This window comes from Brevundimonas sp. UBA7506 (assembly GCF_002479495.1).
Classification (GTDB): Bacteria; Pseudomonadota; Alphaproteobacteria; order Caulobacterales; family Caulobacteraceae; genus Brevundimonas.
This window is the reverse complement of the sequence record NZ_DLNQ01000005.1, coordinates 917,400-943,385: the sequence shown is the minus strand read 5'-3', so window position 1 is coordinate 943,385 and position 25,986 is coordinate 917,400. Positions and strand designations below refer to the sequence as shown.

29 protein-coding genes are annotated in these 25,986 nt (G+C 66.7%); 24 read left to right on the top strand and 5 right to left on the bottom strand.

The window, feature by feature from the left end; all coding sequences use genetic code 11:
* The first annotated feature begins 13 nt into the window (after positions 1 to 13).
* The 7 genes from B3K53_RS16200 to B3K53_RS06520 all read left to right on the top strand — a co-directional run bounded on the left by B3K53_RS16200 (position 14) and on the right by B3K53_RS06520 (position 4,681).
* Positions 14 to 730, top strand: coding sequence for an energy transducer TonB (locus B3K53_RS16200; RefSeq protein ID WP_409515799.1), 717 nt, complete (start codon positions 14 to 16; stop codon positions 728 to 730).
* 549 nt (positions 731 to 1,279) lie between these two features.
* Positions 1,280 to 1,567, top strand: a complete 288-nt coding sequence (locus B3K53_RS06545) for a hypothetical protein (RefSeq protein ID WP_292083333.1) — start codon at positions 1,280 to 1,282, stop codon at positions 1,565 to 1,567.
* A 109-nt stretch (positions 1,568 to 1,676) separates the two neighbouring features.
* Positions 1,677 to 2,045: a 30S ribosomal protein S13 gene (rpsM, locus tag B3K53_RS06540; RefSeq protein ID WP_105563653.1), complete on the top strand. Its 369-nt coding sequence runs from the start codon at positions 1,677 to 1,679 to the stop codon at positions 2,043 to 2,045.
* Between the two features lie 16 nt (positions 2,046 to 2,061).
* A complete protein-coding gene (gene rpsK / locus B3K53_RS06535) occupies positions 2,062 to 2,451 on the top strand; it encodes a 30S ribosomal protein S11 (protein ID WP_292083332.1) in 390 nt (129 codons plus the stop codon).
* Positions 2,452 to 2,545: 94 nt separating this feature from the next.
* A complete protein-coding gene (locus B3K53_RS06530) occupies positions 2,546 to 3,565 on the top strand; it encodes a DNA-directed RNA polymerase subunit alpha (RefSeq protein WP_207826445.1) in 1,020 nt (339 codons plus the stop codon).
* Between the two features lie 115 nt (positions 3,566 to 3,680).
* A complete protein-coding gene (gene rplQ / locus B3K53_RS06525) occupies positions 3,681 to 4,097 on the top strand; it encodes a 50S ribosomal protein L17 (RefSeq protein ID WP_105563656.1) in 417 nt (138 codons plus the stop codon).
* Positions 4,098 to 4,192: 95 nt separating this feature from the next.
* A complete protein-coding gene (locus B3K53_RS06520; RefSeq protein ID WP_292083331.1) occupies positions 4,193 to 4,681 on the top strand; it encodes a GNAT family N-acetyltransferase in 489 nt (162 codons plus the stop codon).
* Positions 4,682 to 4,722: 41 nt separating this feature from the next.
* Here B3K53_RS06520 and B3K53_RS06515 read toward each other — a convergent pair whose 3' ends face one another.
* Both B3K53_RS06515 and B3K53_RS06510 read right to left on the bottom strand, forming a co-directional pair.
* Positions 4,723 to 5,586 carry an ABC transporter permease subunit gene (locus B3K53_RS06515; RefSeq protein ID WP_292083330.1) on the bottom strand — a complete coding sequence of 288 codons (864 nt, stop codon included), beginning with the start codon at positions 5,584 to 5,586 and terminating at the stop codon, positions 4,723 to 4,725.
* Entirely contained in the window at positions 5,576 to 6,499 is a 924-nt protein-coding gene (locus tag B3K53_RS06510) for an ABC transporter ATP-binding protein (RefSeq protein WP_292083329.1), read from the bottom strand. Before B3K53_RS06510 ends, B3K53_RS06515 begins: the two co-directional genes overlap by 11 nt.
* Positions 6,500 to 6,599: 100 nt before the next feature.
* On the opposite strand from B3K53_RS06510, the gene B3K53_RS06505 reads away from it, so the two are divergent.
* From B3K53_RS06505 to bla, 4 genes are all read left to right on the top strand, one after another.
* Positions 6,600 to 7,826 (top strand): ectonucleotide pyrophosphatase/phosphodiesterase, encoded by a 1,227-nt coding sequence (locus B3K53_RS06505; RefSeq protein WP_292083328.1) that lies wholly within the window; start codon positions 6,600 to 6,602, stop codon positions 7,824 to 7,826.
* Positions 7,827 to 7,985: 159 nt separating this feature from the next.
* Positions 7,986 to 9,293 carry a TCR/Tet family MFS transporter gene (locus B3K53_RS06500; protein WP_292083327.1) on the top strand — a complete coding sequence of 436 codons (1,308 nt, stop codon included), beginning with the start codon at positions 7,986 to 7,988 and terminating at the stop codon, positions 9,291 to 9,293.
* A 95-nt stretch (positions 9,294 to 9,388) separates the two neighbouring features.
* Positions 9,389 to 10,771, top strand: coding sequence for a trypsin-like peptidase domain-containing protein (locus B3K53_RS06495; RefSeq protein WP_292083326.1), 1,383 nt, complete (start codon positions 9,389 to 9,391; stop codon positions 10,769 to 10,771).
* An 88-nt stretch (positions 10,772 to 10,859) separates the two neighbouring features.
* A complete protein-coding gene (gene bla / locus B3K53_RS06490) occupies positions 10,860 to 11,741 on the top strand; it encodes a subclass B3 metallo-beta-lactamase (RefSeq protein WP_292083325.1) in 882 nt (293 codons plus the stop codon).
* On the opposite strand, the gene B3K53_RS06485 is transcribed toward bla, so the two are convergent.
* On the bottom strand, positions 11,738 to 12,160 hold the full coding sequence (locus B3K53_RS06485; RefSeq protein ID WP_292083324.1) for a VOC family protein: 423 nt from the start codon (positions 12,158 to 12,160) through the stop codon (positions 11,738 to 11,740). The genes bla and B3K53_RS06485 overlap by 4 nt on opposite strands.
* 67 nt (positions 12,161 to 12,227) lie before the next feature.
* Here B3K53_RS06485 and B3K53_RS06480 point away from each other — a divergent pair, with 67 nt between their 5' ends.
* The 5 genes from B3K53_RS06480 to B3K53_RS06460 all read left to right on the top strand — a co-directional run bounded on the left by B3K53_RS06480 (position 12,228) and on the right by B3K53_RS06460 (position 15,831).
* Entirely contained in the window at positions 12,228 to 13,535 is a 1,308-nt protein-coding gene (locus tag B3K53_RS06480) for a replication-associated recombination protein A (protein WP_292083323.1), read from the top strand.
* 74 nt (positions 13,536 to 13,609) lie between these two features.
* Positions 13,610 to 13,999: a VOC family protein gene (locus B3K53_RS06475; protein ID WP_292083321.1), complete on the top strand. Its 390-nt coding sequence runs from the start codon at positions 13,610 to 13,612 to the stop codon at positions 13,997 to 13,999.
* 69 nt (positions 14,000 to 14,068) lie between these two features.
* Positions 14,069 to 14,521, top strand: a complete 453-nt coding sequence (locus B3K53_RS06470) for a hypothetical protein (RefSeq protein ID WP_292083320.1) — start codon at positions 14,069 to 14,071, stop codon at positions 14,519 to 14,521.
* Positions 14,522 to 14,532: 11 nt separating this feature from the next.
* On the top strand, positions 14,533 to 15,261 hold the full coding sequence (locus tag B3K53_RS06465; protein WP_292083318.1) for an RluA family pseudouridine synthase: 729 nt from the start codon (positions 14,533 to 14,535) through the stop codon (positions 15,259 to 15,261).
* Between the two features lie 75 nt (positions 15,262 to 15,336).
* Positions 15,337 to 15,831, top strand: coding sequence for a CC0125/CC1285 family lipoprotein (locus B3K53_RS06460; RefSeq protein ID WP_292083317.1), 495 nt, complete (start codon positions 15,337 to 15,339; stop codon positions 15,829 to 15,831).
* A 74-nt stretch (positions 15,832 to 15,905) separates the two neighbouring features.
* Here the strand turns inward: B3K53_RS06460 and B3K53_RS06455 are convergent, their stop codons facing one another.
* A complete protein-coding gene (locus B3K53_RS06455; protein WP_292083316.1) occupies positions 15,906 to 16,445 on the bottom strand; it encodes a hypothetical protein in 540 nt (179 codons plus the stop codon).
* 263 nt (positions 16,446 to 16,708) lie between these two features.
* On the opposite strand from B3K53_RS06455, the gene B3K53_RS06450 reads away from it, so the two are divergent.
* The 8 genes from B3K53_RS06450 (at position 16,709) to B3K53_RS06415 (ending at position 24,953) form a co-directional block, all read left to right on the top strand.
* Positions 16,709 to 19,699, top strand: a complete 2,991-nt coding sequence (locus tag B3K53_RS06450; protein WP_313412985.1) for a TonB-dependent receptor plug domain-containing protein — start codon at positions 16,709 to 16,711, stop codon at positions 19,697 to 19,699.
* A 108-nt stretch (positions 19,700 to 19,807) separates the two neighbouring features.
* Positions 19,808 to 20,206 carry a fluoride efflux transporter CrcB gene (gene crcB, locus B3K53_RS06445; protein ID WP_292083315.1) on the top strand — a complete coding sequence of 133 codons (399 nt, stop codon included), beginning with the start codon at positions 19,808 to 19,810 and terminating at the stop codon, positions 20,204 to 20,206.
* On the top strand, positions 20,203 to 21,198 hold the full coding sequence (locus B3K53_RS06440; protein WP_292083314.1) for an RluA family pseudouridine synthase: 996 nt from the start codon (positions 20,203 to 20,205) through the stop codon (positions 21,196 to 21,198). The genes crcB and B3K53_RS06440 overlap by 4 nt, the downstream gene beginning before the upstream one ends.
* Entirely contained in the window at positions 21,195 to 22,679 is a 1,485-nt protein-coding gene (locus tag B3K53_RS06435; RefSeq protein WP_292083313.1) for a putative 2OG-Fe(II) oxygenase, read from the top strand. The genes B3K53_RS06440 and B3K53_RS06435 overlap by 4 nt, the downstream gene beginning before the upstream one ends.
* The gene (locus tag B3K53_RS06430; protein WP_292083312.1) at positions 22,676 to 23,353 is read left to right on the top strand and encodes an HAD-IA family hydrolase; all 678 of its coding nucleotides are present in this window, start codon (positions 22,676 to 22,678) and stop codon (positions 23,351 to 23,353) included. The genes B3K53_RS06435 and B3K53_RS06430 overlap by 4 nt, the downstream gene beginning before the upstream one ends.
* Positions 23,354 to 23,364: 11 nt before the next feature.
* Positions 23,365 to 24,129, top strand: coding sequence for an ATP12 family chaperone protein (locus B3K53_RS06425; protein WP_292083310.1), 765 nt, complete (start codon positions 23,365 to 23,367; stop codon positions 24,127 to 24,129).
* Between the two features lie 81 nt (positions 24,130 to 24,210).
* Positions 24,211 to 24,660: a hypothetical protein gene (locus B3K53_RS06420; protein ID WP_292083309.1), complete on the top strand. Its 450-nt coding sequence runs from the start codon at positions 24,211 to 24,213 to the stop codon at positions 24,658 to 24,660.
* Positions 24,657 to 24,953: a winged helix-turn-helix domain-containing protein gene (locus B3K53_RS06415; protein ID WP_292083308.1), complete on the top strand. Its 297-nt coding sequence runs from the start codon at positions 24,657 to 24,659 to the stop codon at positions 24,951 to 24,953. The genes B3K53_RS06420 and B3K53_RS06415 overlap by 4 nt, the downstream gene beginning before the upstream one ends.
* Positions 24,954 to 24,955: 2 nt before the next feature.
* Here B3K53_RS06415 and B3K53_RS06410 read toward each other — a convergent pair whose 3' ends face one another.
* Positions 24,956 to 25,723 (bottom strand): pseudouridine synthase, encoded by a 768-nt coding sequence (locus B3K53_RS06410; protein ID WP_292083307.1) that lies wholly within the window; start codon positions 25,721 to 25,723, stop codon positions 24,956 to 24,958.
* Positions 25,724 to 25,986 lie beyond the last annotated feature (263 nt).

The window sequence follows — 25,986 nt, the reverse complement described above, 5'->3', positions numbered from 1 at the left end:
CAAAGGGGCGCAGATGAGCAGCAGACCGTCGTCTCGAAACGTCAGGCTCGCCAAGGCGAGCGTGACGGTGGGTGTCGGTTTTCTGCATCTGGTCCTGTTCGGCCTGCTCGGGCGCCTTCAGCCCGACATAGCCCCCACGCCTGTGTCGCGGCCGGTTGAGGTAGAGCTCGTCCGGCCGTCGCCAATTCCGCCCCGACCGCTTCCTCCGCCCAAGCCTGCGCGCGCCGAAGGCGGCGGGGCCCCGGCGGCGGCGTCCAGGACCCATTCGCCGCCGCGCAAGGCCGAGCGCACGCCGGAGTTGACTGCGCCGCCTCGGCCCGCGCCTCAGCCGCCGCTGGTGATCGGCGTCGCGCCTGAAGCCAGCCCGACGCCTGGGCAGGGATCAGGCGGCGAGGGGGGCGGGTTCGGCGTCGGTGTCGGCTCCGGGGCGGGGCCAGTGTCAGGGGGCTCCCGTTTCAGGTTGTTGCGCGGTCCGACCCAGGCCGATCTGCGGGCGGTCCATCCGACAGCGGCCTTTCGACGACGCATGGGGGGGCGTGTATCCCTGTCCTGCCGTATCCGGTTGGACACCCGTCTGGAGGCGTGCCGAGTCATGGAGGAGGCCCCGCCGGGCTTGGGCTTTGGTCAGGCGGCCCTGGCGGTATCGGTCCATTTTCGCTTTCAGCCGCCGGTTCGCGACGGTGCGCCTGTGGACAATCAGGAGGTTCCTGTCGTGGTCATCTGGCCCTGACGGTCGGCTAGGGGTTGAACGCCGTGCATCCTGGCGCATGATGGCCGCATCTCGTTGTTATTTTGAATGCGGCGGAGAGGCCCGATGACGATTGCCGTGAATTGGGGGGCTGGCGACCAGAGGCGTCTGGGCGTGGTTGCTCTGGTGAGCGTTGCGCATCTGGCCCTAATCATCGCTTTCGCCATGAACCGGCTTGAGGCGGCTGAAGAGCCGCTGGCGCAACCCGTGTTTGATGTTCTCATGATGCGACGTCCCCTCACGGCGTCGACGGCGAGGGGCCTAGAGGCGGGCGGAGAGGGCAGGGCGACGCCGTCGCGAATTCACGTCCAACCGGACCCCGATGTTGAACGGGCCGAGTTGGCGGCGCCGCAGGCCTTGGCGCCGCTGCCGGCGCTTGAGATCGGTCAGGCTGTCGCGCCTTCCATCGACGCGGGCATGGGCCTGGGCGATAGCGGGGAAGGTCGCGGTCTGGGGGAAGGCGACGGGAATGGCTCAGGGCTGGGGCGCGGCGCGGGGCCAGTCTTGATCAGCGGCCCGCGGGGCGCCGTCATGACGACGGACGTCGCCGCCAGTTCTCTGGCTGCGCTTCCCGGCGCCTATGCGATCATGCAGTGCTATATCCGAGCGGGTCGCGACCGGCTCGAGGACTGTCGCGTCAGGGAGGAACACCCCGTCGGCCGGGGCGTGGGGCAGGCCGCCTTGCGCAAGGCGGCCGAGTTTCGCTATCAGCCGCCCAGTCGGTTGGGCCGATTTGGCGGTCGGCACCGGCAGATGATCGCAGTGGCCTTTCCCCCGGCTGCGGTGGAAGCCGAGGCCGCTGGCGAGCGCGCCCGTTGACGCCATGAGAATCCCCTGTATAAGGGCCGCTTCCGCGAAGGGCGCACACGTTCCAGGTCTGTTGACCGGAGCGGTTTCCGCGTCTGTTTAAGCGTATCTGGAGATTCTCGTGGCCCGTATCGCTGGCGTCAACATTCCGACCAACAAGCGCGTCGAAATCGCGCTTCAGTACATCCATGGCATCGGCGCGCACGCCGCCAAGGAAATCACCGCGAAGGTCGGCATTGAGCCTGCTCGCCGCGTCAACTCGCTGACTGATGCTGAAATCCTGCAGATCCGTGAAACGATCGACAAGGATCACACCGTCGAGGGCGACCTGCGCCGTGAAACCTCGATGAACATCAAGCGCCTGATGGACCTGGCCTGCTACCGCGGCCTGCGTCACCGCAAGGGCCTGCCGGTCCGCGGTCAGCGCACGCACACCAACGCCCGCACCCGCAAGGGCCCGGCCAAGCCGATCGCCGGCAAGAAGAAGTAAGAGAAAGAGCTGACCGATGGCTAAGGAACCGGGTCGCATTAAGCGCCGCGAACGCAAGAACATCACGTCGGGCGTGGCTCACGTGAACGCCTCTTTCAACAACACCATGATCACGATCACGGACGCCCAAGGGAACGCGATTTCCTGGTCGTCGGCCGGTCACATGGGCTTCAAGGGTTCGCGCAAGTCGACCCCGTATGCTGCCCAGATGGCTGCTGAAGACGCCGGCAAGAAGGCTCAAGAGCACGGCGTGAAGACGCTGGAAGTCAACGTCTCGGGTCCGGGTTCCGGCCGTGAGTCGGCGCTCCGCGCTCTGCAGGCCGTCGGTCTGACGATCACGACCATCCGCGACGTCACCCCGATGCCGCACAACGGTTGCCGTCCGCCCAAGCGTCGCCGCGTCTAATCGCGACAGCGTTCCAGGCACCCCCAATCTCCGTCGGCTCCACCATGGCCTCGTCGACAAGGCCGGAGCCGACGAAACCCGTTCGAGGGACTCTATGATCGAAAGAAACTGGCAAGAGCTGATCCGTCCCGAGAAGCCGCAAGTGGAAGGCGGTTCCGACCCGCTGCGCAAGGCGCGTCTGGTCGCTGAGCCCCTCGAGCGCGGTTTCGGTGTGACGCTCGGCAACGCGCTTCGTCGCGTTCTGCTGTCCTCGCTGCAAGGCGCGGCGGTCACGGCTATCCAGATCGACGGCGTTGTTCACGAGTTCTCGTCGCTGGAAGGCGTGCGGGAAGACGTGGTCGACATCGTCCTGAACATCAAGCAACTGGCGCTGCGCATGCACGCCGAAGGCCCCAAGCGCATGACCCTGCGCGCCACGGGCCCCGGCGTCGTCACGGCGGGCCAGATCGAAGTTCCGGCTGACATCGAGGTTCTGAACCCCGATCACGTCATCTGCACGCTGGACGACGGCGCTTCGATCCGCATGGAACTGACGGTCCAGAACGGCAAGGGCTACGTCGCCGCCGAACTGAACCGCCCGGAAGATGCGCCGATCGGCCTGATCGCCGTCGACGCCCTGTACTCGCCGGTCAAGCGCGTCGCCTATCGCGTCGAGCCGACCCGTCAGGGCCAGTCGATGGATTACGACAAGCTGATCCTGGAAGTTGAAACCAACGGCGCCGTCTCGCCGGTTGACGCGGTGGCTTACGCCGCCCGCATCCTGCAAGACCAGCTGCAGATCTTCATCACCTTCGACGAGCCGACCAAGGCGGTTGAGGCGACGGACGGCAAGCCCGACCTGCCCTTCAACCCGGCCCTGCTCAAGAAGGTCGACGAACTGGAGCTGTCGGTCCGCTCGGCGAACTGCCTGAAGAACGACAACATCGTCTACATCGGCGACCTGATCCAGAAGACCGAGGGCGAAATGCTTCGCACCCCGAACTTCGGCCGCAAGTCGCTGAACGAGATCAAGGAAGTTCTCGCGACGATGGGCCTGTCGCTCGGCATGGACGTGCCGAACTGGCCGCCCGAAAACATCGAAGATCTGGCCAAAAAGTTCGACGACCAGATCTGATCATCAACCCTCCGCCCAGCGCCTGTCGGCGCGGATGGGGCGGTTAGAATGAAAAGGCCCCAGGTCCCGCCCCTATGATTAGGCCGGAAACCAGGGTTGAGTAGGAGAGACCCCGATGCGCCACGGCGCCGCTTACCGCAAGCTCGGCCGTACGGTCAGCCACCGCCAAGCCATGTTCGCCAACATGGCCGCCTCGCTGATCAAGCACGAGCAAATCACGACCACCCTGCCGAAGGCGAAGGAACTGCGTCCCTTCGTTGAGAAGCTGGTCACGCTCGCCAAGAAGGGCGACCTGCACGCTCGTCGTCAGGCCATCAGCGCCGTCCGCGACGTGCCGCAAGTCGGCAAGCTGTTCGAAACGATCGGCCCGCGCTACGCCGAACGTTCGGGCGGTTACATCCGCATCATGAAGGCCGGCTTCCGTCACGGCGACAACGCCGCGATGGCCGTGATCGAGTTCGTCGATCGCGACGTCGAAGCCAAGGGCAAGGACTCCGGTCCGGTCTTCGCCATTGAGGGCGACGAGGCCTGATCGGCTTCTTCAACCTGAAGACATGAAGAGGCGGCTGGAGCGATCCAGCCGCCTTTTTCGTTGTCCGCCGCGATGCGGGGGGCGATAGAGCGAGCATGAGTAAGCTCGAAGACCGCATCGTCGCCTACACGCCCGACCATCGCGACGTTTGGAAGGCGCTCAACGCGGATTGGCTGGCTGAGGGCGGCTTCGCCCTGGAGGCCAAGGATCATCTGACGCTGGACGATCCCGAGGGCCAGATCCTGGCCAAGGGCGGTCACATCTTCTTCGCCGAGCGGGGCGGGGTTTCGGTCGGCTGCTGCGGCCTGATCGCCATGGCGGACGGCGGCTATGAGGTGACCAAGATGACGGTGCGGCCTGAGGCGCGCGGCGGCGGGCTGGCCCTGCGGCTTCTGGAGACCTGCGAGGCGGCGGCCCGGAATGCGGGCGCGCACCGCCTCTATCTTGAGACCAGCTCGACGCTGGGCCCGGCGCTGGGGCTCTATGCCCGGTTCGGCTTCGTGAACCTGCCGCCCCAGCCGACGCCCTATGCGCGCGCCGACGTCTGGATGGAGAAGCGGCTGATCTCTCAGGCGAAGATCTGAGTTTGGACGCGAGGGCGTCCAAACCGATTTCGCTCTCGCCGCTACTCCTTCGACAGGTCCTGACGGCTGAACCAGGCGATGGCGGCCCCAAGGGGGGCGAGGCTCCACAGAGCCAGGCTGACGATGGCCTTGATGGCGACGCCGTCGGGCAGGGTGGTGGCTGCCATGCCGCCCTTGATCAGCGTCTTGAGCGTCTCGAACGCGGCGCCGGGGAGCAACAGGTGCGTCAGCCAGTCGCCCGGCTCCAGCCCCAGCAGGGGCGCGAACGGCCCGCCGAGGAAGAACTGGCCGATGCCGAGCACCAGCGGGATGAACAGGGCCGCCAGCAGGGATCGGGTGACGGTGGCGGCCAGCAGGCTGATCATCAGAAACTGAACCACCCGCACGAAGGACAGCAGGAAGAGCAGCCCGAACTGGCCAGCTTCGGTCGCGCCGAAGGTGAAGGTCAGGGGGCGGGCGAAGATCGCGGCCTTGATCACTTCGGACAGGGCGCCGCTCAGCAGGAAGATCAGCATGGCCGCCAGCGCCAGCATTTTCAGCACCCCGACCTTGCCCAACAGCAGGTTCGGTCGGCTGTTACGGGCGCTGATCAGACGCCAGGTCTCCCAGCGATAGTCGCCGGCATAGAGGGTGGCGGCGCCGATCAGGAGGAAGGCGAGGATGGCCGGGTTGGCCAGGTCGCCGGCATTGCTGGCGAGAGCCTGACCCAGGTCCAGAGGGCCGCCGAGCGACAGTTCGGGGGGCAGTTGGCCGCCGTTGATCTGGGCCGCCTTCGACTTGAGCAGGAAGAAGCCGAGGGCCGATACGAGCAGGCCGACGACGGGCACGAAGAAGATGCTCCAGAAGATCGCGGTGCGGTTCTGAAGCAGGCGCCAGGATTCGGAGCGGATGGCGTCAGCCAGCATGGAGGGCCTCGCGGATTTGCGCCTCGGTGCGCGCGGGGCCGGTCTCGGCCATGAAGACGCTTTCCAGATCAGCGCCGACCCAGCGGGCCTCGTCGATGTCCACGCCCTGTTCAATCAGAGCGCGCAGCAAGGCGGGGCCCTCGGCGCGCGGGATGGCGGCCAGAACGGCGTCGCCGTCCAGCGACCCCTTGTCGCCCAGGACGCCCATGATCCTGGCCAGGGGCGTGGCCGACAGGCGCAGGCGCTCGCCCGCCGCGGTCAGGTCGTTGACCTTGCCCTCGGCGGCCAGTGTGCCGCGATTGAAGATGGCGACCCGGTCGCAGACTCGTTGGACCTCGAGCAACTGGTGGCTGGCCAGGATGATGGTCACGCCGTCGTCGTCGGCCAGGCTGCGGATCAGGGCGCGCATCTCCTGGATGCCGGGCGGGTCCATGCCGCTGGTCGGCTCATCCAGGATGACGAGATCGGGCTTGGTCATCAGGGCGGCGGCGACGCCGAGGCGCTGCAACATGCCGACCGAGAAGCCGCGCACGCGGCGGTTGGCGGCCTCGGTCAGGCCGACGCGGTCCAGCCAGGCGTCGATGGCGGCCTCCTTGCCCATTCCATGCGCCAGCGCCAGCCACTCCAGCACCTGACGCGCGGTCATGTACGGCGGGAAGCGGGGCGTCTCGATCATGGAGCCGATGCGGCGCATGACGGCGGGATCGCCCGCGTGCTGGCCCAGAACCCTGACCTCGCCTGCCGTCGGCCGGATCAGGCCCAGCAGGATGCGGAACAGGGTGGACTTGCCGGCGCCGTTCGGCCCCAGCACGCCGTAAACCCCGCCGCGCGGGATAGAGAGGCTCAGCCCGTCCAGGGCGCGCACCGCGCCATAGGTCTTGGTCAGGCCGATCGTTTCGATAACAGCGGTCATGCTGCAGAGCTTGGCCCGGTGGGGATAAACCGGCAAGCCGTCTTCTGCATGTCGCAGATTAAGCTTAGGCAATCTCCCCGAAGTCGCTTCGGAGTTCCCCATGTTTTCTCGCGTCGCGGGCCTGTGTCTGGCCCTGCTGCTGACCGCCTGCGCCACCACGCCGGTTCAGACCCCCGAGCCGCAGCCGGTCGAGCCGCCGCTGGTCATGCTGATCTCCATCGACGGGTTCCGCGCCGACTATCTGGATCGTGGCGTCACGCCCAACCTGTCGCGTCTGGCGGGCGAGGGGGCCACGGGGCCGATGCGGCCGTCCTTCCCCAGCGTGACCTTTCCCAATCACTATACGCTGGTGACGGGTCTGCACCCGGACCACCACGGCATCGTCGGCAACAACATGATCGACGCCGAACTGGGCCGGTTCTCGCTGGGCAACAAGCAGGCCGTGACCGACCGTCGCTGGTGGGATCAGGGCGAGCCGATCTGGGTCTCGGCCGAGAAGGCGGGGGTGAAGACGGCGACCATGTTCTGGCCGGGCTCCGAGGCCGATATTCACGGCGTGCGCCCGACCTACTGGACCACCTTCGATCAAGGCATGCCCGGCGACGCGCGCGTGGACCGCGTGCTGCAATGGATGGACCTGCCGGCGGACCAGCGGCCGCAGCTGACCACCCTCTACTTCGACATCGTCGACACCCAGGGCCACCACAACGGCCCCGACGCGCCCGAAACCGCCGAGGCGATCCGCTCGGTTGACGCTTCCATCGGCCGTCTGGTCGAGGGGCTGAAGGCGCGGGGCCTCTATGAGCGCACCGTGCTGGTGGTCGTGTCCGATCACGGCATGGCCGCGACCTCGCCCGAGCGGGTGACGTGGATCGACGATCTGATCGACCCTGCGGCCATCCAGATCATCTATTCCGGCGCGGTGACCTTCCTGAACCCCGTGGCCGGTCGCGAGGCCGAGGTCGAGGCGGCGCTGCTGGGCTCACGTCCGCATCTGGACTGCTGGAGGAAGAGCGAGATTCCGGCGCGGTTCGTGCTGGGCTCCAACCCGCGCGTCTCGGCCATCGTCTGCGCCTCCGAGCCTGGCTGGACCTTCACGACCAGGGCGCGGCCGGTGACCAAGCCGGGCGGGGCGCACGGCTATGACAACGCCTCGCCGGACATGGCGGCCATCTTCATCGCCCACGGGCCGGGCGTGGTTCCGGGCCGCCGGTTGACCGATCTGGACAGCGTGGACGTCCAGCCCTTCCTGGCCCGCCTGCTACGCATCAACGCCCCGCGCGGCGACGGGCGTCCGGAGGATACTTTGGCGGTGACCACGCGCTAACCCGCTTCGTCATCCCGGACGAAGCCTCTCGCAGAGAGGCGCAGATCCGGGACCGCCCAAGACGCAGAGGTCGGCGCCTCCTGCGGTCCCGGATAGCCCTTCGGGCTTCCGGGATGACGGGAGGGGGCCTAGAACGACGTTCCGAATTCGCGAGCGCCCATGTCCCTGCATCATCCCAAGGTTCGCCGCGCGGCGATCGCCTTCATCCTCGTGACCGCGGTGCTGGACATCGTGGCCATGGGGATCGTCATCCCTGTGCTGCCGCACCTGATCGAGGAGTTCGTCGGTTCCAACGCCCAGGCGGGCTTGCTGAACGGACTCTTCATCGCCCTGTGGGCGGGGATGCAGTTTCTGGCCTCGCCGGTCATCGGCTCGTTGTCGGACCAGTACGGGCGGCGGCCGGTCATCCTGATCAGCTGCGCCGGGCTGGCGGCGGACTATGTGCTGATGGCCCTGGCGCCGAACCTGTGGTGGCTGGCGGCAGGAAGGCTGATCGCGGGCGTCACCTCGTCCAGCTTCACCACCATCTACGCCTACATGGCCGACATCACCGAGCCTGAGAAACGGGCCCGGGCCTATGGCCTGATCGGCGCGGCCTTCTCGGGCGGCTTCGTGCTGGGGCCGGTGCTGGGTGGGTTCCTCGGCGAGTTCGGCCCGCGCGTGCCCTTCTGGGTGGCGGGCGGTCTGTCGGGCGTGGCCTTCCTCTATGGCCTGTTCATCCTGCCCGAGAGCCTGGCTCCCGAGAAGCGGATGAAGTTCAGCTGGGGCCGCGCCAATCCGGTCGGGGCCATGATGCTGTTGCGTCGTCACGCGGAACTGACCGGCCTCGCGATCGTGAACTTCCTGCTCTACTTCGCCCACCACGTCTTTTCGGCGGTCTTCGTCCTCTATGCCGGGCTGAGATATGGCTGGGGACCGTGGGAGGTCGGGATGCTGCTGGCCCTGGTCGGCGTGCTGGACATGATCGTCCAGGGCGTTCTGGTCGGGCCGGTGTCGAAGAAGCTGGGCGACCGGATGACCATGATCCTGGGCTTGTGCGGCGGCACCCTGGGCATCGCCCTGATGGGCTGGGCGCCGACGGGCGTGGCCTTCATCATCGCCATGCTGCCCAACGCCCTGTGGGGCCTGGCCATGCCGACCCTGCAGTCGCTGATGACCCGGCGCGTCAGCGAGAGCGAGCAGGGCCAGTTGCAGGGCGCCAACATGAGCGTCGCCTCCATCGCGGGCGTGGCCTCGCCGCTGTTCTTCGGCTGGATCTATTCGGTGTCTGTGGGCGAGGGCTTTGGGCCGGCGACGGCATGGTTGCGGGGCGTCGGCATCGACGCGAAGCTAGCGTCGGCAGCGGTGGACGCCCTTTCGACGCCGGGTCTGGCCTTCTATCTGGCCGCCGTCGTCCTGGCCCTGGCCGCCCTGATCGGCTGGATCACGGCGCGACGGGCGGAACGAGATGAGGTCACGCTCGTTTGATCGCGGCGACGCTTCGAGGCGTTCGGCGGCCTTGATCCTGTCGAAAAGCCGAGGCGGAATGGCGTGAACGCCCAAGCTTGTAGAACCGGGACGAGATGAAGACTTCCAGACTGGCCCTCGCCGCCGCCCTGATGCTGTCCGCCTGCGGCCAGCCCCAGCCGTCCAAGGCCCAGGAAGGCGTCTTCGCCGAACAGCCGCGCCAAGCCCCGCGCGACGCCGGCTCGATGAAGTCCAGCTTCGCCCCCGTGGTGCGCGAGGCCGCGCCCGCCGTGGTCAACATCTCGGCTCTGAGGCGTGAGCAGGCCGATCCATTCTGGACGATGTACACAGGTCAGACAGTTCGACAGTCCGGCTCAATCGGATCGGGTGTCATTGTGAGGGCGGATGGGATCGTGGTGACCAACAACCACGTCATCCAGAACATGCAGCAGATCCGAGTCACCTTGAATGATCGGCGCGAATATCCCGCCAAGGTTTTGCTGGCTGATGAGCGCTCTGACATTGCGGTGCTGCAGTTGGAGGGGGTCGAGGGCGACCTGCCGGTGATGCGGATCGACGATCAGGAAGAACAGCAGGTCGGCGACCTGGTTCTGGCCATCGGCAATCCTTTCGGCGTCGGTCAGACGGTGACCACGGGGATCGTGTCCGCCCTGAACCGCACCGAGACGGGGATCAGCGATTCCAGCTCCTTCATCCAGACCGACGCGGCCATCAACCCTGGCAACTCCGGCGGGGCGCTGGTTGACATGGACGGCGATCTAATCGGGATTAATACGGCTATCTTCTCGCGCAGCGGCTCGTCCAGCGGCGTGGGTTTTGCTGTGCCGGCGACCATGGTGAAGCGGGTGGTCGAGTCGGCTGTCGGCGGCGCCAAGGCCGTGGTGCGGCCATGGCTGGGTGTGAAGGGGGATGCTGTAAGCGCCGATATCGCCCGCAGCCTGGGTCTGTCGCGGCCCCAGGGCCTGATCATCACCGACGTCTATCCCCAGGGGCCGGGCGCGCGCGCCGGCCTTGAGGAGGGAGACGTCATCACTGCCGTCGACGGGGCCGAGGTCAATGATCAGGGTGGGTTGAACTTCCGCGTCGGCACGCGCTCGCCGAACGACACCGTGGCCGTGACCATCCTGCGCGACGGGCGCACCCAGACGCTTAACGCCCGCGTCTCGACCCTGCCTGGCGACGCCGATCCGGGGCAGGGGACAAGCGTGGGGCAGGGAGCGCTGGCGGGTCTGCAGGGCGTGGCGCTGAACCCGGCCTTGGCCGACCGTCTCGGCGGCGATCCCTTCACCAGCGGGGTGGTCGTGACCGGCCTCCAGCGAAACAGCATCCCGGCGCGCATCGGCCTGCGCCCCAACGATCTGATCGTTCAGGTGGACGGCCGCCCGGCCACTTCGGTCGCGGCGCTCGGTCGAGCTCAGCGCGGCTCTGAACTGACCATCGTGCGCGGTGGTCGCAGGTTGACAGGGCGGTTGCCGTAAGCGCGATCGAGAGATACCGCTGGGGATAATCACGCAGGTTCATCTTTGCCGTGTTTGCCGGTCGAAGAAACTCATGTTGGGTGCAGGCATGACCATTCTGTCCTTCGCCGCCGCTCTCGTCCTGCTGTCCGCAAGCGGGGGCGCCCCGCACGACGATCCGCTGACGCAGCCGATCCCCGGAAACCCGGACTGGGAGAAGCCGCAGGCGCCGTTGAAGCTGTACGGCAAGACCTATTTTGTCGGCACAGGCGGTCTCAGCCTGGTGCTGATCGACACCGGCGACGGTCTGATCCTGATCGACGGCGCCCTGCCTCAGACCGTCGAGGCGACGAAGGCGAACATTCGCCATCTAGGCTTCCGGGTGGAGGATATCCGCTACATCCTGAACACCGAGGCGCACTACGACCATTCAGGCGGTCTCGCCGCCCTGGCGCGCGACAGCGGGGCGGAGGTGATCACCAGCCCCGTCGGCGCCGCCGCCCTGCGGACAGGCCAGACCGACGTCCATGATCCGCAGGCCTCCAGTGTTCCGGCGCATCCACCGGTTCTCAATGCTCGGGGGATCGGAGACGGCGAAGCCGTGCGCCTGGGGCGGACTGCCGTAACGGCCGTCTTTACCCCCGGCCACACGCCCGGCAGCGTCAGTTGGACGTGGAAATCCTGCGAAGCCGACGCCTGCGTGGACGTGGTGTTCGCGTCCAGCCTCAACGCCGTGGCCAGCGGGGACTACACCTATACGGCCCATCCCGACGTGACGGCGACGCTGCGGGCCTCCATCGCCCGCGTGGAGGCGCTGCCCTGCGACCTGCTGATCTCGGCGCATCCCGACAACTCGGGCGGCGACGTCAAGATCGCGGCCTTGCAGGCTGGCGCAACGCCCAACCCCTTCCTCGATGCCTCAGCCTGTCGGGCCTATGCGGAGCGGGCGCGGGGCAGGCTTCAGGCGCGGCTGGATCGCGAAGCCTCCTAGACGCTCTTTGCCGTGCCGCCGATGGACCAGGTGTGGCCGAAGGGGTCGCGGACCTGGCCGTAGCGGTCGCCCCAGAACTGATCCTCCAACGGCATGACGGGGATGGCGCCGGCCACTAGGGCGCGGGTCCACCATTCGTCGGGATCATCGACCTGAAGGTGCAGGGTGACGCCTTTGGGCGTGATGTCGGCCTCGCCGGTCCACTCCGGGAATTCGTCGGCCAGCATCAGACTGGCGCCGTTGATCTTGAGGTGGGCGTGCATCAGCCGTTCGCCGTCCTCGGCGGGCATCCGCATGATCTCCTCGGCGCCGAAGGCCCGGCCATAGAACTCGATCGCCGCCAGACCGCCGCGCGACGGAATGGTCAGGTGAGGCGTGACGCCGCCGGTCGGACCCTGGTTCGGCTGGGATTCGGACATGGTTCCTCCGTTCGGGCCTATAGTAGTGCGTGTAATCGGCTGAACGAACGCCTATCTCTGCCGTTCCATGAGTGACCTGTTCGAAGCCTCCGGCATCCACGCCCCTGACGCCCCCCTGGCCGATCGTCTGCGCCCGCAGACGCTGGAACAGGTGGTGGGCCAGGACCATCTGCTGGGTCCCGGCGGGCCGATCCGCCGCATGATCGAGGCCGGGCGTCTGGGCTCCATGATCCTGTGGGGACCGCCCGGCACCGGCAAGACCACCATCGCTCGGCTGCTGGCCAAGGCGGCGGGCTATGAATATCAGTCGATCAGCGCCGTGTTTTCCGGCGTCGCTGAACTGAAGAAGGCCTTCGAGGCGGCCAGGATGCGCCGGGCCGCAGGGCAACAGACCCTACTGTTCGTGGACGAGATCCACCGCTTCAACCGCGCCCAGCAGGACGGCTTCCTGCCCTTCGTCGAGGAGGGGATCGTCACCCTGGTCGGGGCCACGACGGAGAACCCCAGCTTTGAGCTGAACGGCGCGCTGCTGTCGCGCAGCCAGGTCTATGTGCTGAAGCGTCTGGACGACGCGGCGCTGGATCAGTTGCTGGATCGGGCGGCGGCCCTGATGGAGCGGCCCCTGCCGCTGACGACCGAGGCGCGTCAGGCCATGCTGGCCCTGGCCGACGGCGACGGGCGGTATCTGCTGACCATGTCCGAGGTCCTGTTCGACCTGCCGGAAGGCGAACTGCTGGACGTGCAAGGTCTGGCCGGCGTGCTGCAGAAGCGCGCGCCCGCCTACGACAAGTCGCGCGAGGAACACTACAACCTCATCTCCGCCCTGCATAAGTCTGTGCGGGGGTCGGACCCGGACGCCGCCCTCTACTGGCTGGCGCGGATGCTGAACGGGGGCGAGGACCCGCTCTATCTGGCGCGACGGATCGTGCGCATGGCGGTCGAGGACATCGGTCAGGCCGACCCCCTGTCCATCCTGGTCGCCAATGCGGCCAAGGACACCTACGACTTCCTGGGATCGCCCGAGGGCGAACTGGCCCTGGCTCAGGCAGTGGTCCATCTGGCTACGGCGCCCAAGTCGGTCGGGGTCTATGAGGCCTTCAAGGCGGCCAGGAAGGCGGCGCATGAAACCGGCTCACTGATGCCGCCCGCCCATATCCGCAATGCCCCGACCAAGCTGATGAAACAGCTCGGCTACGGCAAGGGCTACCAGTACGATCCCGACACGCCCGAGGGCTTCTCCGGCGCGAACTTCTTTCCCGATGAGATGGAACGCCGCACCTTCTACAAGCCCAAGGGCGAGGGGCATGAGGAGAAGGTCAAGGCGCGGCTGGAGCGCTGGGCGGCGCTGCGGGAACGGGCGCAAAGGGAAGGCTGAGGCGCGGGCGGCGTTGAAGCGAGGCCGTGGGATTCCTAAGTCCTGCGTCCCTCAGTTGTGAAATGCGTACCGCCATGAATCTCAATCAGGTCACAGTCGAAACGACGGACATCCCGCGCGCCAAGGCCTTTTATCAACGGCTGGGGCTGACCATGATCGTGTCCAGCGACCACTATGCTCGCTTTGTTTGCCCCGGCGACGGATCGGGGGCGCCTGCGACCTTTTCCATCCATCTGGCCGAACAGGTCACCCCCGGCGGCGTCGGCGTCTATTTCGAGTGCGCCGATCTGGACGAGCGGGTGGCGGCGCTGAAGGCGGCGGGCGTGGCCTTTGATCATGATCCCGTGGATCAGACCTGGCTGTGGCGCGAAGCCTGGCTGCGTGACCCCGACGGCAATCGCCTGTGCTTCTACCGGGCGGGCGAGAACCGGATGGACCCGCCGTGGCGTGTCGCGGGTTCCTGATCGCCGTTCATTGTTAAGCATGGCCGTTCGGGCTTAGCCTCTGGCTGATCGCAACCTGGGGAGGGAATGATGATCGATATTGCGAGGCGTCAAGCGACGCCCTGGCATCTGTGGCTTGTGGGCCTGCTGTCGCTGCTGTGGAGCGGCTATGGCGGATACGACTTCATCCAGACCACGACGCGCGGCGAAGCCTATATGCGCGAATCCGGTTTCGGCGACAACATGATCGCCTATTTCAACGCCATGCCGACTTGGATGTATGTGCCGTGGACGCTGGGCGTCTGGGGCGCGGTGATCGGGTCGCTGCTGCTGTTGTCGCGCAGCCGCTGGGCGGTGCACGCCTTCGCTCTGTCGTTGCTGGGGGCGGTGGTCAGCCTGGTCTATTCCAAGTTCATCAACCCGCCGCCGGCCCTGCCGCCCCAGTTGGCCATGATGGCGTGGATGCCCTTCGTCATCGTCGGGATCGCGGCCCTGTTGCTGTGGTACGCCTCGGCCATGGCGAAGAAGGCCGTCCTCCGCTAAAGGCTCGGCGGGTGAAAACCCGCCAGCCCGCTTCCCTGACCGAAGAAGACATCGCCGCCGTCCGTTCGTGGGTCATCCACGAGGACGCGCACATCATCGCCTTCAACAAGCCCTCGGGCCTGTCGAGCCAGGGCGGGCGCATCCAGGCCCATACCCTGGACGACCTTTTGTGGGCCTTCGCGCGCTCGAACGGCAAGCGGCCCGAACTGGTGCATCGGTTGGACCGCGACACCTCGGGCGTCATCCTGGCGGCCAAGACCAAGCCCGCTGCCGGGTTCCTGGGCAAGGCCATGCAAATGCGCCGGTTCCAGAAGACCTATCTGGCCCTGGTGTCGGCCGCTCCTGAGCCGAAGTCGGGCCGCATCACCGCCGCCCTGCGCCGTGAGGAGATCGGGCGCGAGAGCTATATGCGGGTGGTCGAGTTCGATGCCCCGGGCGCGCAGGGCGCCGTCAGCGGCTATCGCACCCTGGCCTCCAGCGAAGACGGCGCCCTGGTCGAACTGGCGCCCGAGACGGGACGGATGCACCAGCTGCGGGTCCATATGGCCTCGATCGGCCGGCCTCTGGTCGGCGACGTGCGCTACGGCGGGGCTCTGACCTTCGCCGGTCGTGGGGCTTCGCGTCTGATGCTGCACGCCGCCAAACTGTCCTTCCCGCACCCTGAGGGCGGCGAGCGCGTGACGCTGGAGGCGCCCTTGCCCGAAGATTTCATGGCCCTGAAGGCGGCGGCGGGGCTCTAGCCGGTTCAGTCTCTGTTCAGCTTCGCGGCGGAACATCCCGGCAGGCTCGACGCTAATCGGGCAGGGAGATTTCGCATGAAACGTCTGACCTTCGGCCTGATCGCAGCCTCCGCCCTGGCGCTGAGCGCCTGCGCCAGCCTGGCCCCCTATGGTCCGCAGCAGTCTGGGCGAGGCCAGGGCTTCAGCGAGCAGCAGATTGAAACCAACCGCTTCCGTGTCACCTACAACGGCGTCGGCGCGCCCGGCCCAGTGGCGGACCGCGCCCTGTTCCGCGCGGCGCAACTGACCGTCGATCAGGGCTATGACTGGTTCGAGGTGACGCAGCGTTGGATCGACGGCCGCCCTGACAGCGCCGGCGGCGTGCGCCCCAGCGTCTCGATCGGCGCGGGCTCGGGCCGCTATGGCGGCTGGTCGACTTCGGGCGTCGGCGTGGGCCTCGGCTTTGACCTAAGCGGGCCGCAGCCGACCTCCACCACGCTGGAGATCGTCATGAGCCGGGGCGCCAAGCCGGATCGTCCCGACGCCTATGATGCGCGTCGGGTTCAGGACGCGATCAGATCAAGGCTCTAGAGCGGCCGACTAGCTAGAGCGTACAGGGCGACCACTCTGCCTCTACTGTTCTAGAAATGCATATTTCTTTGCCGCTACTGTCTCTTGGCACGCACCGCGGGGTAATCAGCGACCTTCAGCAGGTAGCTGCCCATGGCGGCGCGGCGGATCTTGATGGGCAGGCCGGCGCGCGCGCGGAACTGGAGCGGGGTCGTGTCGATCTGACGCCAGACCGACCCGTCCGCCAGATGGAAGGTCCATCCTTGGCCCGCCACATGGCTGGCGCGCTCCAGCGACGTTTCGACCTCGTTCAGGGCTTCCGTTTCTCCCCCGAGAAGGCTGCTGGGGAAGGCGGGCAGGCTGAAGCCGAATACGGCGCGCCTGGCTTCTATGACGCGCTCACGCTCGACGACGACGATTTCGCCCTGGCGTTCGGCGGCGTCGAGCGATGCCGCCGCTGCGTCGTAACAGTCGACACGGGTGCTGCGATCCTCGATGCGCCTGCAGTCGAGAAGCTGCTGCATCTGTGCCGCCTTTGGGGCCGGATCTGCGTTCGCGTAACTCTGATTTGCAAAGGTGCACATCGCCGACATTGCGCACAAACTTGCAATAATTCTTCCGTGAACAGCGTTCATGTTCGGAAACTCTTTTGTCATTTCGTTAAATCTGAGGCGGTGTTGCCTGGCGGCGTGCTTCGTCAAAGCGTGGCTAGTTTGCGACATATGGGACAACTTAATCTTACGGCTCAGTAATTTTGTGTCGTAAATTGGACGCCATGGCGTAATCGGTAGGGGATTGGCGGGCGAATCTAAGATTTGTCTCGCGTCAGGATGCGGGGGCGGAAGCGAGGAAAAGGTCCTCTGCTTTGTTGCCGAACGCCAGGAGAGGGTTTTAAAAATTGACCAACAAACGTGAACGGTTGCTGGCCACGACGATGATCGCGGGCATTGCGCTGGCGGGCTTTGCCGCGCCGGCCATGGCCCAGTCGCAGGCCCAGGATGAACAGGCGACCCAGGTGGGCGAGATCGTCGTCACCGGCTCGCGGATTGCCCGTCAGGACTATCAGTCGACGAGCCCGATCGTCACGGTCGACGCTCAGGACTTCCAGGCCACGGGCTCGGTGACGATCGACAGCCTGCTGAACGACATGCCGCAGTTCGTGCCGTCGGTCAGCTCGACGTCGAACAACCCGTCCAACGGCGGTCAGGCCAACCTGAACCTGCGCGGTCTCGGCACCTCGCGCACCCTGGTGCTGATGAACGGCCGTCGCGTCGTGCCGTCCAACGCCACCGGCGTGGTCGACATCAACATCCTGCCCACCGCCCTGATCAAGAACATCGAAGTCATCTCGGGCGGCGCTTCGGCCGCTTACGGCTCCGACGCTCTGGCCGGCGTGGCCAACTTCATCCTGAACGACAGCTTCGAAGGCGTTCAGATCGACGCCCAGTACGGCGAAACCGACCGTAGCGACGGCATCACGGAAAGCTACTCGCTGACCGTCGGCGGCAACTTCGCCGACGACCGAGGCAACATGGTGCTGTCGATCGGTCGCTCGACCCGCGCGCAGATCTACAACGGCGCCCGCGACTGGGCGGCCGTCTCGGGCGCTTCGGGCACCACCCCGCTGGGTTCGACGACCTTCGACTCGAACAACCTGCCGACCCAGGCCTTCATCAACACCTACTTCGGCACGCCGACCGTCTGCGCGACCTCGTCCAACCCGTCGGCGCCCTGCGTCGGCAACTCGGGCCAGTTCGGCTTCAACAACGACGGCTCGCTGTTCAGCTATGTTCTGACCCGCAACTTCAAGAGCCCGGGCGGCATCACTTATGATGGCTTCGCTCAACCGGGCGTGGGCACCTACGCCTTTAACACCGGCGCCCTGAACTCGCTGCAACTGCCGCTGGATCGCTGGAGCGCCTATGCCGGCGGTCGTTACAAGCTCAACGACGCCGCCGAAGTCTATTCGAGCCTGCTGTTCACCCAGTACACGGCGCAGCAGGAACTGGCGGCGACGCCGGCCGCCGGCAACGTCCCCAGCACCGGCTTCCGTATCCCGACGACCAACCCGTTCATCGGCGCGACGCTGCGCTCGTTCCTGAACGCGCGCCCGAACCCGAACGGCTCCTTCCTGCTGAACAAGCGCTTCACGGAAGTCGGCGGCCGTATCGGCAATGACCGCTACAACGTCTATCAGCTGACGACTGGCGTCCGTGGCGATATCCCGGACAGCGAATGGACCTATGACGTCTATGCGCAGTACGGCCGCGTGGACAACACCACCACCCAGCTCGGCAACGTGTCGCGTTCGGCCGTGCAGCGTCTGCTGGACGCGCCTGACGGCGGCCGCAGCCTCTGCGAAGGCGGCTTCAACCCGTTCGGCGAGTCCAACCTGTCGGCATCCTGCGTCAACTACATCTCGCGGGCCGGTCAGAACACGACCATCTCCGAGCAAACCGTCGTTGAAGCCTCGCTCCAAGGGCCTCTGTTCACCCTGCCGGCCGGCGAAGCGCGCGGCGCCTTCGGCGTGCAATACCGCCAGGACAACTACGCCTTCCGCCCCGACGCCTCGCTGGCCCAAACCAATACGGTCGTGCCGCGTCCCGACGGTGGTTCCAACGGCGGTTCGGAAATCGCGGGCTTTAACGCCTCGCAGGCTCTGAACGGCGACACGAACTCCAAGGAACTGTTCGCCGAAGTCCTGCTGCCTCTGCTGTCGGATCTGCCGTTCGTGCAGCAGTTCGACCTCACGCTGGGCGCTCGTTATTCGGACTACAGCTCGATCGGCGGCGTTTCGGCCTACAAGGCTGATTTCGAATGGCAGGTCATCGACGGTCTGCGCTTCCGCGGCGGCGCCAACCGCGCCGTGCGTGCGCCTTCGATCGGCGAGCTGTTCGCACCGACCAACACCAGCTTCCCGTCGATCGGCACCCCGTCGGCGACCGGTCTGTCGGGCGACCCCTGCGATATCCGCAGCAGCTACCGCAATGGTCCGAACGCGGCCAAGGTCCGGGCGCTCTGCATCGCTCAGGGCATTTCGGCTAACGCTGTCGACAGCTACCAGTTCGGCAACAACCAGGCCACGGGCATCACCGGCGGCAACGTCAACCTGCAGGAAGAAACCGCCGACACCTGGTCGGTCGGCGCCATCTATCAGTCGCGCTTCCAGCATCCGCTGCTGTCGGGCTTCTCGGCTTCGATCGACTACTACAACATCGAAATCACCGATGTGATCGGCACCGTGGGCGCCTCGGCCCAGCTGCAAGGTTGCTACAACGCCCAGGGTCAGAACCCGAACTACGATCCGACCAACAGCTACTGCCAGCTGTTCATTCGTGACTCGCTGACCGGCAACGTGACGCAGGCGCGCGAGCTGAACCAAAACCTGGCCACGCTGAAAACCTCGGGCATCGACGCCCAGTTCGACTGGAACGTGCAGCTGGCCGACGCCGGTCTGCCGGATTGGGGTTCGCTGAACGCCAACGTCGTGGTCGGCTGGCTGGACACCTGGGAGCGCCAAGACACCGCCGGTGGTCCGTTCATCAACCGCACGGGCACGATCGACAGCGTCTTCGGCAATACCTTCCCCGAGTGGAAGATGCTGTCGTCGCTGAACTGGCAGATGGGTTCGTTCGGCGCGGGCGTGCGTTGGCGCCGGGTGGGTGAAATGACCCAGTTCGGCACCACGACGGTGCTGGAGCCGCTGCACTACTTCGACCTGAACGGCTCCTGGACCCTGAACGACGCCGTCGTCCTGCGTGCGGGCGTGAACAACCTGACGGACGAGGATCCCCGGACCTACGCTCCGGGCGTTCAGGCGAACACCGACCCGTCGACCTACGACGTGCTCGGCCGTCGCTACTACGTCGGTCTGACCGCGCGCTTCTAAGCCCGGCCATCACGACCAAGAGAGAGGGCGGCGGATTTCGATCCGCCGCCTTTTTCCTTTCAGGACAGCGCCTTCGCCAAAGCGGGTCGGTCGGTGTACAAGCCCGGCATGACGCAATTTCTCCTTGTCGCCATGGGCGGCGCCCTGGGGGCTGTGGCCCGTTATGGGCTGGGCCTGACGGTCGGGCGACTGGCGCCCGGCGCGGCTTGGCCTTGGGGCACCTTCGCCGCCAACATCGTCGGCGGCCTGCTGATGGGGCTGCTGGCCGGCTGGCTGGCGCTGAAGGCGGGCGCGGGGCAGGAGAGCATCCGTCTGTTCGCCGCCGTCGGCGTGCTGGGGGGCTTCACCACCTTCTCGGCCTTTTCGCTGGAAGTCGCCTTGATGATCGAACGCCGTGAACTGGCCACGGCTTTCGTCTATGTGGCGGGTTCGGTGGTTCTTTCCATCGCCGCCCTGTTCGTCGGCCTGATGATCGCGCGCAAACTGTTTACCGGAGTGGGCGCATGAGCCGCGAAGTCCAGACCCTCTATGTCGCCGAAGACGAGCACGACATCCGCCTGGACCGTTGGTTCAAGCGCCGCTGGCCGCACCTGACCCATATCCAGGTCGAGAAGATGGCCCGCAGCGGCCAGATCCGCGTCGACGGATCGCGGGTCAAGCCGCAGGACCGCCTGACCGCCGGCGCCGCCGTGCGTGTGCCGCCTCTGCCCGACGCCAATCCGCGCAAGCCCGGCGATCTGCATGAACTGAGCGAACGCGACGTGGCCTACGCCAAGTCGCTGGTTCTCTATGAAGACGACATGGTCATCGCCCTGAACAAGCCGCACGGCCTGGCCGTGCAGGGCGGCACCAAGACGACCAAGCACGTCGACCGCCTGCTGTCGGCCTGGGGCGAGGGGATGGACCGTCCGCGTCTGGTCCATCGCCTGGACCGCGACACCTCGGGCGTCCTGCTGCTGGGCAAGGGGCCGGAGGCGGCCAAGCGTCTGGCCGGCGCCTTCGCCCGCCGTCAGGCCAAGAAGACCTATTGGGCCATCGTCATCGGCAACCCCAAGCCCTCGGCCGGTCAGATCGACATGGCGCTGAAGAAGACCGGCATCAACGACTTCGAGATGATGCGCCCGGCCGATCCCAAGGACCCCAAGGGCGAGCCGGCCGAAACCGCCTTCGCCACCATCAGCCGCGCCGCCCACCGCGCCGCCTGGATGGCCCTGCGCCCCTTCACCGGCCGGACGCACCAGCTGCGCGCACACATGGCAGCCATCGGCCACCCCATCCTGGGCGATCCCAAGTACGGCGACGAGAAGTCGCGCGAACTGTCCGGCGTGCTGAAGCTGCAGCTTCACGCTCGCCGTATCGAACTGGACCATCCGCGCGGCGGCAAGCTGATCGTCGAGGCGCCGCTCAGCCCCGAGATGAAGGCCGGCTTCGCCCACTTCGGCTTCTCCGAGGACGAGAGCGAGGTCGACCCGTTCGAAGGGGTCAAGCGCCAGCGATGAGCCACGACGGTCGTCCCAACCCGGATCGAGCGGCCATCGACGGGCTGATCGCGGCCGGACGCCTCGACGAAGCCCTGGCGGCTTTGCAGGCGGGGCCGGACGCGGCGGAGACCCGGCCGATGCAGGCCGATCTGCTCAAGCGGTTGGGACGGCTGGACGAAGCTCTGGCCCTGCGCGTCGCTCAGGTCGAGGCCAGGCCGGCCAGCAGCGTGTCGGAGCATAACCTGGCGGCGCTTCTGGGCGACATGCGCAGATATGCCGAGGCCGAGGCCGCGGTCCGTCGCGCCTTCGCAAAGGGCGGGAATGCTCCGGAGACCTGGCTGGTGATGGCCCGCGCGCTGGCCGGGCAGGAGAGGCATGACGACGCGGAACAGGCCTATCGTCAGGCGGTCGCGCGTCGACCGGCCTATGCCGAGGCCCTTCGCGAACTGGCGCAACTGATCTGGATGCGAACGGCGGACGCCGCCCTGGCTCTGAGCCCCGTTCGCGAGGAACTGGACCGGGCGTCGCGCGACAGCGGGCTTCGTCGCCTGATGGCCCTGTTGATGGAGTATATGGGCTCGACGCCGCGCGAAGTCCTGAGCGCTCTGGTCGAGGGCGGGGCGAGGGACGCCGGGATCGATCTGGCCGCGGCTAGTGCGGCCCTTTCATTCGATCTGGACCTGGCCTTGCAATACGCCGAGGCGGCCGTAGCCGGGGCGCCGGGTCACCCCGTCGTCGTGCTGAAGCTGGCCGAGATCCGCCTGGCGCGCGGAGAGCTGGATCACGTCGCGGCCTTGCTTGCGCAAACCGTCAGGGCGGCGGACGATCAGAACTGGTTGTCGCTGCAGGCCACATATGAGCGGCTGGCGGGCGTGACCGGCGGCGCACGGCTGAACGACTATGACGCCTTCGTGCAGGGCGCGACGATCGACACGCCCGAGGGCTGGAGCGACCTGACCGCCTACCTGAAGGATCTCGCGGTCGCCCTGCGTCGTCTGCATACGCTCAAGACCCATCCCGTGGGGCAGAGCCTGCGGCACGGCACCCAAACACCGGTTGATTTGCGATCCAGCGACGATCCGGCCATTCAGGCCTTCTTCGTCGCCATCGACGGCCCGATCAAAGGCTATATCGCGCGCCTCGGCGCCGGCGACGATCCTCTGCGGCGACGCAATACGGGCGCCTATCGCCTGTCGGGCTGCTGGTCGGTGCAACTGGCGCCGAACGGGTACCATGCGCCCCACGTCCACCCCGAGGGCTGGCTGTCCTCGGCCTGCTATATCGACCTGCCAGCCGCCGTCGACGCGGGCGGGCGCGAGGGCTGGATCGGCTTCGGCGCGCCGCCGTTCGACTGTGCCGCTTCCACGCCGCCTGAGCATTTCGAGAAGCCGGAGCCGGGCAAGCTGGTGCTGTTTCCCTCCTATATGTGGCACGGGACCGTGCCTTTCACCGGCGACGAGACGCGCCTGACCATCGCCTTTGACGTGGTTCCCGCATGATGCGCCCGCTCGCTGTTTTCGACATCGACGGCACCTTGGTGGACAGTCGGGCCTCGATCCATCGGGCCTCGTGCGAGGCGGCGAGGGTCCTGGGCCTGCCCGAACCCTCCTATGATCGCGTGCGGCAGATCGTCGGCCTGTCGCTGGACAAGGCGTTGCACGTGCTGGAGCCCGATCTGACGCTGGCGGAGCTGGCCGATTTCGTCGCGGCTTTTCAGGCCAGCTTCCGCGCCATGTACGACGCCGGGCACGAGGAGCCCCTCTATCCCGGGGTCATGGACACCCTGCGCCGTCTGAAGCGCGACGGCTGGCGCCTGTCGCTGGCGACGGGGCAGAACCGGCGTGGCGTGGCCCGCAACCTGGCGCGTCTGGAATGGAGCCAACTGTTCTTGTCCAGCCATTGCGCCGCCGACGGTCCGGGCAAGCCCGATCCGGCCATGCTGTTCGCCGCCATGACCGCTTGCGGGGCAGACGCCGCCTCGACCGTCATGATCGGCGACACCAGCCATGACATCCTGATGGCGCTGAACGCCGGCGCGCATCCGCTGGGCGTCGGCTGGGGCTTCCATACGCATGAGGAACAGGTCGCGGCGGGCGCGCATCACGTCGCCGTCGACTGTCCTGACCTGGAGGCGGCGCTGGATCGCTTCGCCTCTACCGCAATCGCCGCCTAGAAGACTGTCCCATGTCCCACATCCCCCCGCTTGATCCCAACGTCGCCGCCCGCAAGGGCTTTCGCGAGTCCGAGGAGCGCGTCAAACGCTTCTGGAAAGCCGTTGATGTGACCAGAGGCGACGCCGGCTGGACCGTGCGTCTGGACGGGCGGACGCCCAAGACCCCGGCGGGAAACACCCTGACTCTGCCGACCGAGGCCGCCGCGCAACTGGTCGCGGACGAATGGGCGGCGCAAGGCGAGTTCGTAGAGCCGGGGACCATGCCCGCTACCCGTCTGGCTTCGACCGCTATCGACCGGGTCAGCCAGACGCGCGAGCCGGTAGCCGCCGAGATCGCCGCCTACGCCGGGTCGGACGTCATCTGCTACCTGGCCGAACATCCGGCGAACCTGATCGAGCGCCAGCAGGCCGAATGGGGGCCGTGGCGCGACTGGGCGGCGCGCGAGTTGGACGTGGTCCTGCACACCGCCGAGGGCATTGTCCACCGGCCTCAGGCCCCCGAGGCGCTGGAGCGGGTCAAGGCGCTGGCGCTGGAGATGGACGACCACGCCCTGACCGGCCTGGCGACAGCGGTGCCGCTGTTCGGTTCGGCGGTGCTCGGGCTGGCCGTGCAGCGCGGAGCGCTTTCCGGCGCGGCGGCGCTGGACCTGTCGCGTCTGGACGAGGCCTTCACGGAAGAGCGCTGGGGCGTGGACGAGGAAGCCGCCGCCCGCATCGACGCCCACCGCGCCGAGGCGACCCTGTTGCAGCGGTGGTTCGAGGCGTTGCGGTCTTAATTTTCCAACCTGGAAACTTATGACTTGACGGTATGGAAAGTCAGCATCATTTTCCTATCTGGAAAGTGATGGAGGATCGCAATGCCCGTGGAACAGACGCCCCAGGAGGCGCTCGCACTCGTTCTCGAAGGCCGAGAGCAAGCTCTTGGAAAAATGGAATATTGGCCGTGGTGGTATGATGCCGGTTATGCGGCTTCCTGCGCCTTGCTGGTGGCCGGGCAGGGGTTTCCAACGCCGATCAGCATCGTCTGCGTGACCGTGGCGATCACCATCCTGGTGATCATCATGCGGAAATGGCAGGCCCACACCGGCGTCTGGGTCAATGGTTACAGTCCCAAGCGCGCACGTTGGGCCGCGATCGGGCTAGGGGTGGTCCTGGTCGGGCTTATGTTGCTCAGTATCTGGGCTGGGCGCATGCAGGGACTGGCCTGGGTTCCCTTACTGAACGGCGCCGTCGCCGCCTGTCTGGGCGTGATCGGCATGCGGGTTTGGATGCGGCTATATCGCATCGATGTTCGGAGCATGCCGTGAGAGCGCCTGTCTTTGACGCTGTCATTCACGCGCCAGGCCGTCTGCAGATCTGCGCCATGCTGTCGGTCGCCGACGAGGTGGAGTTCGCCACGGTGCGCGACGCCATCGCCGTGTCGGACTCCGTCCTGTCCAAGCACGTGAAGCAACTGGAGGAGGCGGGCTATCTCAAGGTCCGCAAGGCGGCGGCGGGGGGGCGTCAGCGCACCTGGCTGGCGCTGACCCCGGACGGCAAGACGGCCTTCGCCGCCCATGTATCGGAACTGACCCGGCTGGCCGGGATCGTCGCCGACTGACCTCAGCCCATCGCGCCGCTGATCAGGGCGTCGCGTTCCTCGGGCGTGATCATCCGCCACTTGCCCTCGGGCAGGTTGTCCAGCCGGATCGGACCGACGCGGATGCGCAGCAGGTCCGTGACCTCCAGATCCACCATCTCGCACATGCGGCGGATCTGGCGGTTGCGGCCTTCGGTCAGGATGAAGCGCAGGCGGTTCTGCTCCATGCGCGAGACCTTGGCGTATTTCAACACCCGTCCGTCCAGCATCAGGCCGCGGCGCAGCAGGGCCAGCTTCTTCTCGGTCACGTCGCCGGCGACGCGGACCAGGTATTCCTTGTCCAGGTTTGACTGCGGCCCGATCACGGCCTTGGCGACCACGCCGTCCGACGACAGCATCAGCAGGCCGCGCGAATCCTCGTCCAGTCGGCCGATCGGGGGCAGGGAGGCGTCTTCCGCCGGGACTACGCCCTCGCCGACGCGGTTGGCCTCGGTCAGCAGACGCACGGCGGGGATCTTGTCCGGTTCGGGCTGGCCCGAGACATAGCCGATCGGCTTGTGGATCAGAATGGTGACGCCCGAGGCCAGCGCGGCCTCGCCCTTGTCGCTCAGGGTCAGGGTCTGGCCCGGCTCGATCTTGCGGCCGGCGTCGGTGACGACCTCGCCGTCGATGCTGACCAGGCCCTCCGCGATCAGTCCGTCGGCCTCGCGACGAGAGCAGACGCCGCTCTGCCCCAGCCACTTGTTGATGCGGACGGGCTCGGGGCCGTCATAGGTGCGTGTGAAAGCCATGGCGTCGGTCCTCGAAGATGCCGCTCTGTAGAAGGCCGGGGCCAGGGCAGGCAAGGCGTCAGGCGACGGATGTGCGGAAAGATTTCGCAGCGCTTTTCTAAATATCGCTGAGATCAAGTGGTCCCGCTATGACATTGACGCTCAGCGCAACGGGCCTATATGCTCAGTCACCCTTTAAAACTGATCCAGATCGCGTTCGGCCGCGCCGTGACGCGGCGATTTGCGTTTTCAGTTTGTCTTCAGGGCCATTTCACCCAATCGGT

What these genes read in the sequence shown, in the direction of transcription:
- B3K53_RS06435 (WP_292083313.1), top strand. Translation starts at nt 21,195, where the DNA reads ATGAGCCACGACGGTCGTCCCAACCCGGATCGAGCGGCCATCGACGGG.
- B3K53_RS06515 (WP_292083330.1), bottom strand. Translation starts at nt 5,586, where the DNA reads ATGCTGGCTGACGCCATCCGCTCCGAATCCTGGCGCCTGCTTCAGAAC.
- B3K53_RS06460 (WP_292083317.1), top strand. Translation starts at nt 15,337, where the DNA reads ATGAAACGTCTGACCTTCGGCCTGATCGCAGCCTCCGCCCTGGCGCTG.
- B3K53_RS06420 (WP_292083309.1), top strand. Translation starts at nt 24,211, where the DNA reads ATGCCCGTGGAACAGACGCCCCAGGAGGCGCTCGCACTCGTTCTCGAA.
- rplQ (WP_105563656.1), top strand. Translation starts at nt 3,681, where the DNA reads ATGCGCCACGGCGCCGCTTACCGCAAGCTCGGCCGTACGGTCAGCCAC.
- B3K53_RS06545 (WP_292083333.1), top strand. Translation starts at nt 1,280, where the DNA reads ATGACGACGGACGTCGCCGCCAGTTCTCTGGCTGCGCTTCCCGGCGCC.
- B3K53_RS06470 (WP_292083320.1), top strand. Translation starts at nt 14,069, where the DNA reads ATGATCGATATTGCGAGGCGTCAAGCGACGCCCTGGCATCTGTGGCTT.
- B3K53_RS06425 (WP_292083310.1), top strand. Translation starts at nt 23,365, where the DNA reads ATGTCCCACATCCCCCCGCTTGATCCCAACGTCGCCGCCCGCAAGGGC.
- B3K53_RS06410 (WP_292083307.1), bottom strand. Translation starts at nt 25,723, where the DNA reads ATGGCTTTCACACGCACCTATGACGGCCCCGAGCCCGTCCGCATCAAC.
- B3K53_RS06495 (WP_292083326.1), top strand. Translation starts at nt 9,389, where the DNA reads ATGAAGACTTCCAGACTGGCCCTCGCCGCCGCCCTGATGCTGTCCGCC.
- B3K53_RS06530 (WP_207826445.1), top strand. Translation starts at nt 2,546, where the DNA reads ATGATCGAAAGAAACTGGCAAGAGCTGATCCGTCCCGAGAAGCCGCAA.
- B3K53_RS16200 (WP_409515799.1), top strand. Translation starts at nt 14, where the DNA reads ATGAGCAGCAGACCGTCGTCTCGAAACGTCAGGCTCGCCAAGGCGAGC.
- B3K53_RS06455 (WP_292083316.1), bottom strand. Translation starts at nt 16,445, where the DNA reads ATGAACGCTGTTCACGGAAGAATTATTGCAAGTTTGTGCGCAATGTCG.
- B3K53_RS06440 (WP_292083314.1), top strand. Translation starts at nt 20,203, where the DNA reads ATGAGCCGCGAAGTCCAGACCCTCTATGTCGCCGAAGACGAGCACGAC.
- B3K53_RS06505 (WP_292083328.1), top strand. Translation starts at nt 6,600, where the DNA reads ATGTTTTCTCGCGTCGCGGGCCTGTGTCTGGCCCTGCTGCTGACCGCC.
- rpsK (WP_292083332.1), top strand. Translation starts at nt 2,062, where the DNA reads ATGGCTAAGGAACCGGGTCGCATTAAGCGCCGCGAACGCAAGAACATC.
- crcB (WP_292083315.1), top strand. Translation starts at nt 19,808, where the DNA reads ATGACGCAATTTCTCCTTGTCGCCATGGGCGGCGCCCTGGGGGCTGTG.
- B3K53_RS06475 (WP_292083321.1), top strand. Translation starts at nt 13,610, where the DNA reads ATGAATCTCAATCAGGTCACAGTCGAAACGACGGACATCCCGCGCGCC.
- B3K53_RS06430 (WP_292083312.1), top strand. Translation starts at nt 22,676, where the DNA reads ATGATGCGCCCGCTCGCTGTTTTCGACATCGACGGCACCTTGGTGGAC.
- B3K53_RS06520 (WP_292083331.1), top strand. Translation starts at nt 4,193, where the DNA reads ATGAGTAAGCTCGAAGACCGCATCGTCGCCTACACGCCCGACCATCGC.
- B3K53_RS06480 (WP_292083323.1), top strand. Translation starts at nt 12,228, where the DNA reads ATGAGTGACCTGTTCGAAGCCTCCGGCATCCACGCCCCTGACGCCCCC.
- B3K53_RS06510 (WP_292083329.1), bottom strand. Translation starts at nt 6,499, where the DNA reads ATGACCGCTGTTATCGAAACGATCGGCCTGACCAAGACCTATGGCGCG.
- bla (WP_292083325.1), top strand. Translation starts at nt 10,860, where the DNA reads ATGACCATTCTGTCCTTCGCCGCCGCTCTCGTCCTGCTGTCCGCAAGC.
- B3K53_RS06500 (WP_292083327.1), top strand. Translation starts at nt 7,986, where the DNA reads ATGTCCCTGCATCATCCCAAGGTTCGCCGCGCGGCGATCGCCTTCATC.
- B3K53_RS06485 (WP_292083324.1), bottom strand. Translation starts at nt 12,160, where the DNA reads ATGTCCGAATCCCAGCCGAACCAGGGTCCGACCGGCGGCGTCACGCCT.